At 34.0% G+C, this 12,702-nt stretch carries 11 protein-coding genes; 6 read left to right on the top strand and 5 right to left on the bottom strand.

Annotated features, from left to right (window positions below):
• Nucleotides 1-2 precede the first annotated feature (2 nt).
• Genes HM990_RS08355 through HM990_RS08345 form a run of 3 tightly spaced genes read left to right on the top strand, consistent with a single transcriptional unit; the run spans nucleotide 3 to nucleotide 2,812 of the window.
• The gene (locus tag HM990_RS08355) at nucleotides 3-1,715 is read left to right on the top strand and encodes an ORC-CDC6 family AAA ATPase (RefSeq protein ID WP_178988496.1); all 1,713 of its coding nucleotides are present in this window, start codon (nucleotides 3-5) and stop codon (nucleotides 1,713-1,715) included.
• The gene (locus HM990_RS08350) at nucleotides 1,716-2,600 is read left to right on the top strand and encodes a hypothetical protein (RefSeq protein WP_178988495.1); all 885 of its coding nucleotides are present in this window, start codon (nucleotides 1,716-1,718) and stop codon (nucleotides 2,598-2,600) included. It begins immediately after the preceding gene.
• A 26-nt stretch (nucleotides 2,601-2,626) separates the two neighbouring features.
• Nucleotides 2,627-2,812, top strand: a complete 186-nt coding sequence (locus HM990_RS08345) for a hypothetical protein (RefSeq protein WP_178988494.1) — start codon at nucleotides 2,627-2,629, stop codon at nucleotides 2,810-2,812.
• A 34-nt stretch (nucleotides 2,813-2,846) separates the two neighbouring features.
• Here the strand turns inward: HM990_RS08345 and HM990_RS08340 are convergent, their stop codons facing one another.
• The gene (locus tag HM990_RS08340; RefSeq protein ID WP_178988493.1) at nucleotides 2,847-3,179 is read right to left on the bottom strand and encodes an HNH endonuclease; all 333 of its coding nucleotides are present in this window, start codon (nucleotides 3,177-3,179) and stop codon (nucleotides 2,847-2,849) included.
• Nucleotides 3,180-3,271: 92 nt separating this feature from the next.
• Between HM990_RS08340 and HM990_RS08335 the strand changes: the two genes are divergently transcribed.
• Nucleotides 3,272-4,066: a hypothetical protein gene (locus HM990_RS08335; RefSeq protein WP_178988492.1), complete on the top strand. Its 795-nt coding sequence runs from the start codon at nucleotides 3,272-3,274 to the stop codon at nucleotides 4,064-4,066.
• Between the two features lie 1,791 nt (nucleotides 4,067-5,857).
• Here the strand turns inward: HM990_RS08335 and HM990_RS08330 are convergent.
• From HM990_RS08330 to HM990_RS08320, 3 genes are read right to left on the bottom strand one after another with little or no spacing between them, the layout of a single operon-like run.
• Nucleotides 5,858-6,721 (bottom strand): YihY/virulence factor BrkB family protein, encoded by an 864-nt coding sequence (locus tag HM990_RS08330; RefSeq protein WP_178988491.1) that lies wholly within the window; start codon nucleotides 6,719-6,721, stop codon nucleotides 5,858-5,860.
• Between the two features lie 38 nt (nucleotides 6,722-6,759).
• Nucleotides 6,760-7,854, bottom strand: a complete 1,095-nt coding sequence (locus tag HM990_RS08325; protein ID WP_178988490.1) for an alkene reductase — start codon at nucleotides 7,852-7,854, stop codon at nucleotides 6,760-6,762.
• Between the two features lie 48 nt (nucleotides 7,855-7,902).
• On the bottom strand, nucleotides 7,903-8,409 hold the full coding sequence (locus tag HM990_RS08320; RefSeq protein WP_178988489.1) for a redoxin domain-containing protein: 507 nt from the start codon (nucleotides 8,407-8,409) through the stop codon (nucleotides 7,903-7,905).
• Between the two features lie 224 nt (nucleotides 8,410-8,633).
• On the opposite strand from HM990_RS08320, the gene HM990_RS08315 reads away from it, so the two are divergent.
• The gene (locus HM990_RS08315; RefSeq protein WP_178988488.1) at nucleotides 8,634-9,374 is read left to right on the top strand and encodes an SDR family oxidoreductase; all 741 of its coding nucleotides are present in this window, start codon (nucleotides 8,634-8,636) and stop codon (nucleotides 9,372-9,374) included.
• A 33-nt stretch (nucleotides 9,375-9,407) separates the two neighbouring features.
• Nucleotides 9,408-10,805, top strand: coding sequence for an NAD-dependent succinate-semialdehyde dehydrogenase (locus tag HM990_RS08310; protein WP_178988487.1), 1,398 nt, complete (start codon nucleotides 9,408-9,410; stop codon nucleotides 10,803-10,805).
• A gap of 91 nt (nucleotides 10,806-10,896) precedes the next feature.
• Here HM990_RS08310 and HM990_RS08305 read toward each other — a convergent pair whose 3' ends face one another.
• Entirely contained in the window at nucleotides 10,897-12,702 is a 1,806-nt protein-coding gene (locus tag HM990_RS08305; protein WP_178988486.1) for an adenylate/guanylate cyclase domain-containing protein, read from the bottom strand.

The following is a 12,702-nucleotide window of genomic DNA, read 5'->3' as shown; positions in this document are numbered from 1 at the left end:
TTATGGAAAATCCTTTTGTATTTGATAGACCAAATAATGTAGGTGTTGATCAATTTATAAAATTCTATATTAAAGAGAATATTTATACAAGATTCCTTGAATCAACTCGGAATATTTTATTGATTGGAGTTAGAGGTAGTGGTAAAACTTCCACTCTAAGATATTATTCTTTTCCTGTTCAATATGCCAATCCAGAAGTTAAAAATAAATTTAATGTTATAGGAATTCATATACCTAGTAAGCACCCTCTTTTTAGTAAAAGAGAATATTTATTGTATGAAAATAACAATAAGAAAAATGTAGTAGTAGAGCATTTTTTGTGTATAAATATAATTTCTTGTATTTGCGAGACATTCATAGAAAGTTCAGTTAATCTTGACTTGACTAAAGATATTGAAGATGTTATTTTAAAAAACCTTTCCTATATTTTAGAATCTGATTTTCCTGCAGATATGCCTTTATTTAATAGTATTAAGCTTTTTCTTAATAAAGAGGCTAACGCAAGTCAAAAAAAACTAAATAATGAGAACTTTGAAAGTTTTATAGACTTTGCATTTTCATTTAATAATACAGTTATTCCTTTTTTAGAACAACTTAAAAATATCTCAAAATTAAAAGACTCTCATTTCTCCTTATTTTTTGATGATGTACAAGATTTAGGAAGTATACATCAAGAAATTATTAATTCTTGGATTTCATATAGAGATAATAAATTGTTTAGTTTCAAAGTAGCAACTGCTGATATTAAACCTTCATTTATTACATCCACAGGTGGACTTATATTGGAAGGTCATGACTTTGTCAAAATTGACCTTACCAAAAGGTTATATAACAAGGATTCTGAATTTAATAAATTTGCTAAAGATGTTATATCTAAAAGATTAAGTATTGCAAATATCGATGTTAGTGTTGATGAATTTTTGCCAGAGAGTGAAAGTTTCAAATTAGGTTTACAAGAAGGAAGAGAAAAAGCTCGCGAAAAAGCGAATGAGAAATATCCTAATCCGAAAGGTACTCAAATTAGCGATTATGTTTCCAAATATGGAAGAGCTATTTATTTTAGAGAAAGAAACTCAAAAGCTAATGTCCCAATATATTCTGGATTTGAAACCCTTGTAGATATTTCTACAGGCGTAATTAGAAATTTATTGACACCTGTTTACTTTATGTATGAAAAAGAATCTGCTAATTCTACATCACGCTCGATAACACAAATACCTCCAAATATTCAAAGAGATATAATTTTAAATAGAAGCGAAACTTTCTGGGAAAAAATTAAGGATATAGATTCTGAAATAGATAATTGCTCGGAAGAGTTAGGAAAAAAAATAAATAACTTTTTTAATCAATTAATTATTTATCTTAAAAAAAGACTCAAAAATGAAGATATATCTGAGCCCAGAGCCTTGAACTTTATTATTTCTCAAGTCTCTACTGATGAAGAACAAAAACAAATAGACGAAATAATAAATGCTTCGTTAAGAAGTACTTTATTATATAAAAGAATGGTTGGGCATAAAGCGACTGGAATAAAACTACCTTTGTACGTGCCCAATAGAATTATGTTTCCTTTATATGGATTAGACTCACATGGTCAATACTCACATTTTCCAATTACAGCCAAGGCATTTTTAGATGCTGCTTTAAACAATAAAGAAATACCATTTTTTGCAGATGAGGACGTTAGTGATAATCAACTTGAATTACTTTTTTAAATGAAGAATAAAACTTTAATAACTGTTTTGGGTTGGGAAGATAGATTTTCGTTTGGAACAGACATAATTCTAAAAGAATATAATATAGAAAGGATTTTATTAATTTCTTTTCAAGATTATAATTCTATGAATCTAGAAAATAAATCTAATTTTCTGAAAAAGGTTAAAAAGTCAAATATAAAGGTAGACCAAGTAGAATTAAACTATTCAACTTCGATAAATAATTGGAAAACTTTAGATTTATTTTTTAGTAAGTATTGCGAGACATCGGATAATATATTAATTAATATTACTACTATTCCTCGCGAAACCATATGGACATTGCTATTTTTTCTTAAAAAAGTACACAGCAGAATAAACTATATTTATTTTAAACCTGCAAAATATTGTGACGATTGGTTAACAAAAAATCATAAAAATCCTCGCTTATTATTTAAACATTCAGGACTTTTTGACTTGAGTAAAAATCTTGTATTATTTATAATTACTGGTTTTGATAATAGTCGTTTAAATTCTCTTATAGAATATTACGAACCATCAAAAGTTATAGTTTTTAGTCAAACAGGGAATCAGTTTGATAATGAGGAAAGAAATAATGGATTAAACATTAATAGTCTTTTAGAAATAGAAAAAGTGGAGTTCAATAGTTACGATGTTGATGGCTCAACTAATATATTAAATGATAAAATAGAAGAATATAAAAATTCTAATATTATCATTTCTTCACAAGGGCCAAAACTCTCATCTCTTAGTACCTATAAAAATTATATTATGAACGAAGAAATTGGCTTGTCATATGTACCAGCAAGAGAATTTAATGATAAATATTCAATAGGAATTGACGAGGACTATATCTCTGGAGTGTTTGACTTTAAGGCAGATTAATCTTTACTCGAAAAAATCTGTTCTAAATGAATAAACAAAACATAATACCTGGTTTTGTTAAATCAGAACTAGCAAATCATAGATTAAAATTAATCCCAAAGCAGAGTGGAAGGGAAGGAGTAGATTTTATAATTGGAGATAATGAATTGTTTATACAATCATTAGATTTAGATACTATTGATCGTAGCGCTAAAATTGTAAAAAGGTTTTAGGAGAATTAATATATAACTTAGTTTAATGATTAAATTACTTATGTAAATTATCATGACAACCTTTACAAACAGATTCTAGCCATTTTATAGGTTCCTTACCAAGTTTTCTTTTCGCATAGCGCTTATGGTGTACTTGGGTAGCACGCGAACCACAATGTACACAACGCCATTGGTCACGTCTAAGAACCACATAACGTTTACGCCGCCAAGCATCAGATTTTAAATAAACGTTTCTATAATACCATTGGCGTCTAGTGAGCCGTTTAGTTTTCGGTATATAACTTACTACCACAAAGAAAATGATAATACAAACTAGGAGTAGAATCAGTCGGTAGGTTTCTACACTTAGATTGAATAATTGCGCCATAACAATGCCCTTAGAACTATAAATTTAACTATCAATGATTTAACTACCAACTTTTTTTACTAAATTACAAGCCATAACCATCTCAAAACCAGATGTCCAGACAACAAGGAATCCTAAAACTTGTAGGCACTTTAAATGGAAAATGCTTTTACCAGCTCAATGGCCAATACATTGTTCGTAAGGCCGTTGGGCCATCAAGGGAACGCATTAACAACGATCCGGCCTTTATAAATGTAAAGGGTAACAACCAAGAGTTTGCAGCCGCATCACAACTATCAAAAGCCATTCGCCAAGGTTTAGGAGACAAAGCCCAACAGTTTAAATACAACCATATGGCGAGCCGTTTAACAGGTCGCTGTCGTAAAATTATCCAAAAGGGGAGTGGCCAGTTAGGACAAAGAGAAGCCAATCTATTAAATGCACCATCAGAACTCATAGGCTTTCAACTCAATAGCAATGTAGCGTTTAATCAACTCTATAACTCAAAAATAAACGTCACAGCCAATACACAACGCTCCTTAATTACGGTAAAATGTCCACAAAGCACAGCAAAACAACAGCATAAAATGCCCAAAAACGCCACACATTATCAACTCATAGCAGCTATAAGCTGTATTTCCAAAAGGCAATGGCAACCACATTTAAACGCCTATAAAACAGCCCATCCAGAACAAAACACCTTAGGAGCCGCCGTACAAAGTGAACCATTACCACTAAACACAACGCACAATTATCTCCAGCTACAATGGCATTCACCAACACCAAACGGCATATCAACAGAAGTGGCCATAACGGTATGGTTAGGCATCGCATATCAAAAACAGCAAAACCAAACCTACCAAACGTTCAAAACACCACAGGCCATGGAATGCATAGCCATATTATAAAGGCAAAACACCAAATTCCACCAACCACCTAAATATTATGTAAAATAGAATAAAAGCACCAAAAACACAGCTAAACCCAGTTATAATAGGCGCTCCAAAGCAATGCACAGCCATACCAAACATAAGGTTCACCCGTAGTTACTTCGGGTCTAACTCGGGTAAAACCCGTATCAAATGCAGTATAACATCGGGTAACCCTCAGGTCAAGACCAAAACACAACCAAAACCATTACCAACCAACAAACCACAACATTCAAATCCTATACACTTTTCAAATAAGAAGATCCTGAGGATGTTTTTATTTGAAAACAAATCATAGTTAAGTTGCATGTCAATAGAACTATGAGTAAGTCAAATCTAAATTAAGTTTACTTTTAATTTTCGAACCCACAATTAGCTTGTACATAATCAAAAACGTTATATAACAGCTATGGCTGTCATAGAACTATGATTATGTCAAATATCGCTAAAAAGCGCTATTCCGCTAACTGTTGTAAGTTGTCCTATAATTTATATTATGTAAAATAGTATTTTAAAGAATCCCACCTTCCATTTCAAACTACTTAATAACAACGATGCTCAGACAAACTAAAATAAAACAGCATACACACACACACATATTCGAACAATGAATATATAAATTATACAAACTCACAACTAGTCTAATAATTTATTTCAGCCAAAAATATCGCCAGCATTTCGAAAGCAAAGAAATAAGTCAAACGTCAATACCCAAATTCCGACACCGTCGGAACCAACGATTTTCAGAAATAATGAGCAATGTTTAGTATTGATTTACTAAATCTAGGATTGGAACAAACAATAAAATAAAGTTATAATTCATTAATGTATTAGCGAATGGCGCCTTGGCAAATGCGCAGCATTCACGAATTCCATATTATAAAATAAGAATCCATGAGTAATTCCTAACAAATCGTTATGATTTTTTGGTTCGTTTTGTATCAAGACAAAATGAACATGTAATAAACAGCTATAGATTGTGTTTTGCAAATGCGTAGCATTCACAAATCATTTATTTAAGGAATTAAGATTCACTAGCATTTCGAAAGGACAGAAATAAGTCAAACGTCAACATCCAAATTCCGACACCGTCGGAACCAACGATTTTCAGAAATAATGAGCCACAGAGTTACTTATGTAAAAAAGTCAAGGATTGGAACAAACAATGAAATAAAGTTATAAATCATTAATGTATTAGCGAATGGCGCCTTGGCGATTTCCTAACAAATCGTTATGATTTTTTGGTTCGTTTTGCATCAAGGCAAAATGAACACATTAAAAAAACACAACTGCCACGCACAATATTGATACATTGGCAACTGCACTCACTACTGATTTTTTAAGCACTACGATTCACCAGAGAATTTCTAAAGCAAAGAAATAAGTCAAACTTCAACACCCAAATTCCGACACCGTCGGAACCAACGATTTTCAGAAATAATGAGCAATGAATAGTATTGATTTACTAAATCTAGGATTGGAACAAACAATGAAATAAAGTTATAATTCATTAATGTATTAGCGAATGGCGCCTTGGCGATTTCCTACCAAATCGTTATGATCTTTTGGTTCGTTTTGTATCAAGACAAAATGAACGTGTAAAAACAGGTACGAAAGGTTCATTAGCGAAATGCGAAGTATTCACAAATTCCATATTATAAAATAAGAATCTATGAGTAATTCCTAACAAATCGTTTTGTCCCGATAGCTATCGGGATTGGTTCGTTTTGTATCAAGACAAAATGAACATAATATAAAAACACAACTGCGTTAAGAAATCAAGTCATTCTCCACATACTCATCAGCATATTTCTTAGTAAAATGCGCCCCAAACAACAAAATCAAACTAGAATAAGACACCCAAAGCATAATCAATATAATAGAACCCGCCGCACCATAAGTCGAGCCAGGTTCCATAGTATTAAAATACCAAGCCAACAGATATTTACCAATTAAAAACATAATCGTCGTTAATGCGGCTCCAATCCGAACCGATTTCCATGATATTTTAGCGGAAGGTAAAAATTTAAACATGGTCGCAAATAACAAATAAATAAACGCTACAGAAACCAAAAAATCCACTACAAATATATAATCGAACAGATCATCTGGTAAAAAACGATTCAATTGTTTACTAAACGTACTGAGCAATGAGGTCAACACAAAACTGGTCAGCAATAAAAAACCAAGAATCAATATAAATCCAAAACTCTTTACCCGACTCATCAATGTCGCTACAAGGTCATTTTTATAAGAAGGTTCCATTTCCCAAATATCATCCAATGCCGATTGTAATTGAAAAAACACACCTGTAGAACCATATAATAAGGTACCAATACCAACGATCATAGCAAACACAGAGGTCTTTTCATCACTTTGATTTTCAATCATGGTTCTGATGGCATCTGCAGCATCAGATCCTATAGCCTTAGAAATTTCGGCTAAAATCTCGCCCTGCACAAGCTCTTCTCCCCAAAAACTACCTACCACCTTTAAGATAATGATAATGAGTGCTGGTAACGATAAAATGGCATAATACGCCACAATGGCACTCCGCTGAAAAGGTTGTCCATTAAACCACGATTTAGCAGAGGCTACTAATAGTTTTGGTAAATGCTGAATTTTAAAGGTCACGCGTTATCATATAGGGTTACAAACAGTTTTCGGTTTTTCTAGTAATCGGTATAACCTTCTGGTCCTGGTGTATAAAACAAGTCTGGATTAGGGTCAGTCAAAGCTTTACCGTCTTTTAATTTTTCCACCAAATCAGGATTACTAATATAAGGTCTACCAATATAGGCTAAATCACAACTATTTTTCAATACCTGTTCTGCATCTTCCTTAGAATCCACATCACCACCACTAATAACTGGGCCTTCAAAATTAAGTTTTATGGTTTTCTTGATATCCGTTTTAAAATCTGGCGCACCCATAGTTCCTGTATGATCTACAATATGAATATAAGCCAAACCTATGGTTCGCAATTCACTCGCCAAATACGAATAGAGTTCTACAAGATCATCATAATTGTGCTCAACATCATTCATTGCACCATAAGGTGAAAACCTAATACCTAACTTGTTGCCACCAATAGCACTGGCCACTTTCTTAGCCGTTTCAATCACAAAACGTGCTCTGTTTTTAAAATCGCCACCATAAATATCGGACCTTAAATTAGATTTAGGATTTAAAAATTGATCCATAAGATAACCGTTAGCAGAATGCAGTTCCACACCATCCACTCCTGCACGTTCTATCAACATCATAGCGCTGTCCACATATTCCTGTTGGGCATGTTCAATATCTGAAATGGCCATTGCTCTCGGTGTAACGTGTGGCACTTCGCCTTTTTCATCGGTAAACATGAGTCCATCGGCTAATACCGCACTTGGCGCTAGCACTTCTCCTCCACTCGGCACATTCTCTGCTGCACAGATGCGTCCGCAATGCATTAATTGTACAAAGAATTTTCCACCCTTCTCGTGTATGGTTTTGGCGATTTCCTTCCAACCGTCTATTTGCTCAGGACTGTAGGCGCCCGGAATTCTAGGATAGCCAATACCATTGACGGATGGTGATGTACCCTCAGAGACAATTAAACCTGCCGAAGCACGCTGACCATAATATTTAGCCATAAGGTCATTAGGTACATTATCAATGGCTCGCGAGCGCGTCATTGGCGCCATTACTATTTTATTTTTTAATTCGATATCACCCAATTTAAAAGGTTCAAAAATATCGGTATCATTTTTAAATATACTTTCCATAGTTATTATTTTGTTGTTATACACTGTCTAAAATTTGAATTTTACAATTTAAGCCTCTCCTCTCGCTGGATAATCTTCTTTCTTTACGAATTTTATAGCGTTTAGAATATCATCGAATCCAGGCCGTGCAAATGGCATGCTTTGAATGGATGCGGCATACAACTCTTGATCCGGACGAATTAAAAATAAGCCTGGTTCTATAAACGTTTCAGGTTCGTCTTTAATCCCTTTAGAAACAAATAAACCCCATTCTCTAGCGTCCTCAATCGAAAACTCAAAACCAATGGGTACGTCTCCAATGTCCCATTCGTCATAGGTTTTCTTGGCGATTTCTTCAGTATCACTACTTATGGCAATAACATTAACGCCTAAATCGTTGAATTTAGATAGTTTGGTCTGCAGTTCCTCTAAGTATTTTTTACATACTGGGCAATGAATCCCTCTATAAACGATTAACATCGTAAATGCTTTTGGATCTTGTTTGCTTAAGGTCCATTCGGTATCGTTGACTAGATTAATAGTTAATTCTGGTGTTTTCTGTCTTGGTTTTAACATATCTTCTTTTTAATTAAATTTTTTTAGATAGCACAATCTAATGAATACGAGGTCTAGCACTTAGCCCGTTTACGAATTATTTTAATGCTTATCAATTAATTAAAGCCTTCTATTTTAATTGATTCAATAGGATTAGTAAATCCGTTAATAATTAATACGTTAGCGTCAAACATATTGTCTAAATCACAGCATCTTTAAAACCATATTAATTAAAACAAAAAACTATGAATTTAGACAATAGAACAATTATAATTACTGGAGCATCAAGTGGAATTGGCGAAGCAACCGCTAAAAAATTAGCTAATGATGGCGCTAACGTCGTCTTGATGGCCAGACGTGAAGACAAATTAAATAGCATTAAAGAGGCTATAGAAAGTAATGGTGGAAAAGCATTAGTAGCTTCGGGCGATGTGACCAAAAAAGAAGATTTCGAAAATGTAGTAGCCAAATCCGTTGAAACTTATGGTAAGGTTGACGGATTAATAAATAATGCAGGTCTGATGCCATTGTCATACATCAAGAAACTAAAAACTGATGAATGGGAAAAAATGGTCGATGTCAATATCAAAGGCGTCTTAAACGGTGTAGCGGCAGTTTTACCAAAAATGATCGATAATAAAGGTGGTGATATCATTAATATTTCATCCATGGCAGCACATCGCTATTTCCCTGGAGGCGCTGTGTATTGTGCTACAAAATCTGCAGTTAAAATGTTCTCGGAAGGCTTGCGACAGGAATTAGCACCAAAATATGGAATTAATGTCACGTCTATTGAACCTGGTGCTGTGGCCACAGAATTAACAGATACAATTACAGACGAAGATATCAAGGAAAATATGCAGGACATGATGAGCATGACCACCTTGGAGGCCGAAGACATCGCCAACGCTATTCACTATGCGTTATCACAACCAGAACGTGTGAATATCAATGATGTTTACATTGTACCGAGTGAGCAGAAATAAAAAATACAAACAACTAAAAACTTAAAAAAAATTATGGAAACGACAATTGAAAAAGAAACAATTAAAACTATAAATCCTTCCAACGGAAAAGAATTGAAATCTTACGAATACATGACTTCTGAGGACGTTGAAAACACTATCAAAAAATCACACGAGGCTTTTTTGGACTGGAAAACAAAGTCTTATGAAGAGCGTGGTAAGATCATTAAGGCCATAGGAGAAGAACTTCAGAATCATAAATCTGAATTGGCAAAAATCATGACAGATGAAATGGGCAAACTATTAAAGCAGAGTCATCAGGAAGTTGATTTATGTGCAGGCATTTGTGAATATTCCGCAAAGAAGGCATCAGAGGTTTTAAAAAATGAAGAACGGGAATTGCAAGATGGTGGAAAAGGGATTATCACCTACTCGCCTATTGGTGTTATTTATGGCATTCAGCCATGGAATTATCCAGCTTATCAAGTGATTCGCTATAGTATTTCTAATCTTATGGCTGGAAACAGTGTCCTTTTAAAACACGCAGCTAATGTGACGGGAACGGCAAAATTATTGGAATCTATCTATAAATCTGCAGGTTTACCAGAAGGTTTGTTTAGTGTACTCGTTATTGATCACGACCAATCCAATGATGTCATTAAGAATAAATTAGTTAGAGGAATTACTTTAACTGGTAGCCCTAAGGCAGGAGAAACCATAGGAGAAAAAGCAGGAAAAGCTTTAAAGAAATCGGTTCTTGAATTAGGAAGTAATGATGCCTATATAGTACTCGACGATGCTGATTTAGACCTCGCCGTTAAAACATGTGTACAAGGACGAATCTATAACAATGGAGAAACCTGTATCGCCGCCAAACGTTTTATCGTTGTTGATGCTATTTATGATGACTTTAGAGATGCTTTTGTAAAAGCAATGAAAGATTTAAAGGTTGGAGATCCAACAGAAGAATCTTCAGATATGGGACCTATGGCACGTAAAGATTTACGTGAAAAGCTTCACGATCAAGTTGAAAAAAGTATCGCAAACGGTGCCAAAGTACTATGTGGTGGAGAAATACCAGATGGAGACGGCTACTTTTATCCGGCAACTGTACTTGAGTCCGTTAGTTCTGGCCAACCAGCTTACGATGATGAGCTTTTTGGACCTGTGGCTGCATTGATCAAAGCGAAAGATGAAGATGATGCCATGCGCATTGCCAATGACAGTCGATTTGGACTTGGTGGCGGTATATTTTCAAAAGATATAGAGCACGCTACAAAACTAGCCGAAAATCACTTTGACACAGGAATGGTGTTTATCAATAAATTTGGATTAGCAGAGCCAAATATGCCCTTTGGAGGCGTTAAAGACTCAGGATTTGGAAGAGAACATGGTGGATTTGGCATGAAGGAATTTGTGAATGTAAAATCGATTATGATTGCTAAGTCATAAGAGCAAATAAACTATATTAAGTATTGAAAGAAAACCTATGATTTTATAATTATAGGTTTTTTTTATTTAGAAAAAGGCTTTTCTCTATTATTTAGACGCTTAGAAAATACATTTTTAAAACACCTCTATTTTTAACCGCAATCTCACCTCTGTATTCACAATCGAAATCATGCTTTATAATCTCGTAGGTATGTTCTGAAATATTGATACGTCCTGGTTCAGAATTACTTTCCATACGTGACGCAATATTGACGGTATCTCCCCAAATGTCATAAGCAAACTTTTTGGTGCCCACCACTCCAGCAACAACGGGTCCTGTATTGATGCCAATTCGGATGTCGAAAGTGGCTGTGGTCGTATCATCATTCTTTGCTTGGGCTACAAATTCATTCATTTCTTTAGCCGCCAATACCATTTCTTTGGCTTGGTCAACGTTATCATAACTTAAACCACCAACAGCCATATAGGCATCACCAATGGTTTTAATTTTTTCGAGTCCGTATGTCTCCATAATTAAATCGAATTTAGAAAAATAATAATCTATGGTTTGCACCAATTGTTCTGGAGAAAGGTTCTCTGCATAGCTTGTAAACCCTTTAAAATCTGAAAACAAAACCGTAGCTGAAGGATACTGCTTTGCCTCTACTCTGCCCTTGTCTTTAAGTTCTTGTGCGGTTTCTTCTGGTAGAATATTGAGTAATAATTTATCGGAACGGTCTTTTTCAAAAGCTATGATTTTATTGGTTTTCCTAACAAATTTGTTCTTCTTAAATAAACCATAAGCTAATACACCGATTAGGAAAAGAACACCAAGTGTTGACCATAAAGCGAGACGTTCAGTTTTTCGTTTTTGTTCCGATATCTCAGTTTTTGCTTGTTCTTGAGATACTTCAAAATTAGTGCGCAAATCTGCCGTTTCCTGTACTGATTTAAGGTTGATAACAAGATCACGATATTCTATATGCTCTTTAAAAAATTTATATGCAGTCGCACTATCACCTTTTCTTTCATGAAATTCTGTAAGCTTTAAATTAGCATCGCTTATTTGATCTTTAAGGCCATATTGTTGAGCTAAATTCAAACTTCTATGCAAGTAGGCCAATGCCGTATTAAAATCCTTCTTCCTTGAATAAATATCTGACATATAAGTGAGATACACAGAAATTGGGTAATAGTCTTCCAATTCCTCAAGAATTGCAATCGCTTCATTAATGTTTGACTCGGCCAATTCATCTTTTCCTTGTTCTGCATAGACCATTCCAATATTACCTAAATTATAGGCTGTCCCAATCAAATAATTATCATTCTTAAAAAGAATTCCTGATTCTTCAAAATATTCTAATGCTAAATTATAATTATCAGTATTAAAGGCTTCATCTCCAGCATTCAATAATGCAGTTGCTAAGGATTCAGTATCATTAGTTTTACGTAAAAACTGAATACCCTTATCGTAGTAGGTTGCTGCATTTGTTGAATTTCCCATTTCTGAATAAACATCTGCAATGGCAATATTTGCAGCGCCTTGACCAGCAATATATTCAAACTTCATGGCAACTTCCACACTTTTAAAAAAAGCATTTAAGGCGTTATTCAAATTTCCAGCAAACCGATTTGTGTTTCCTTTTTGAAGATAGCCATGGAATAAATACCTATTGTTATCTTCAATAATTGAAAGTGAGATTAATTCTTCAGCATATTTCAAGGATAATTCAAAATCATATACAGCATTAAAAGATAAATCTCTTAGTAACTCTAATTTTTCGATACCAACTAGATCGTTATTTTCATAAATTTTAGTCAACCTATCTGTAATCTCTTGATTTTGACCAAAACTATATAAGGTTATAAAAAAAAATAAGCCTATTAAATAACAACAGGCTTTTCTATTAAAAAACAT

Origin of the sequence: Winogradskyella schleiferi (genome assembly GCF_013394655.1) — a bacterium.
Classification (GTDB): domain Bacteria; phylum Bacteroidota; class Bacteroidia; order Flavobacteriales; family Flavobacteriaceae; genus Winogradskyella; species Winogradskyella schleiferi.
The sequence above is the reverse complement of the archived record's forward strand: the minus strand, read 5'-3'. Positions and strand labels throughout refer to the sequence as shown.

Excerpts from the sequence above, each read along its gene's own strand:
- HM990_RS08310 (WP_178988487.1), top strand. The coding sequence starts at position 9,408 with ATGGAAACGACAATTGAAAAAGAAACAATTAAAACTATAAATCCTTCC.
- HM990_RS08335 (WP_178988492.1), top strand. The coding sequence starts at position 3,272 with ATGTCCAGACAACAAGGAATCCTAAAACTTGTAGGCACTTTAAATGGA.
- HM990_RS08315 (WP_178988488.1), top strand. The coding sequence starts at position 8,634 with ATGAATTTAGACAATAGAACAATTATAATTACTGGAGCATCAAGTGGA.
- HM990_RS08345 (WP_178988494.1), top strand. The coding sequence starts at position 2,627 with ATGAATAAACAAAACATAATACCTGGTTTTGTTAAATCAGAACTAGCA.
- HM990_RS08325 (WP_178988490.1), bottom strand. The coding sequence starts at position 7,854 with ATGGAAAGTATATTTAAAAATGATACCGATATTTTTGAACCTTTTAAA.
- HM990_RS08355 (WP_178988496.1), top strand. The coding sequence starts at position 3 with ATGGAAAATCCTTTTGTATTTGATAGACCAAATAATGTAGGTGTTGAT.
- HM990_RS08340 (WP_178988493.1), bottom strand. The coding sequence starts at position 3,179 with ATGGCGCAATTATTCAATCTAAGTGTAGAAACCTACCGACTGATTCTA.
- HM990_RS08320 (WP_178988489.1), bottom strand. The coding sequence starts at position 8,409 with ATGTTAAAACCAAGACAGAAAACACCAGAATTAACTATTAATCTAGTC.
- HM990_RS08350 (WP_178988495.1), top strand. The coding sequence starts at position 1,716 with ATGAAGAATAAAACTTTAATAACTGTTTTGGGTTGGGAAGATAGATTT.
- HM990_RS08305 (WP_178988486.1), bottom strand. The coding sequence starts at position 12,702 with ATGTTTTTTAATAGAAAAGCCTGTTGTTATTTAATAGGCTTATTTTTT.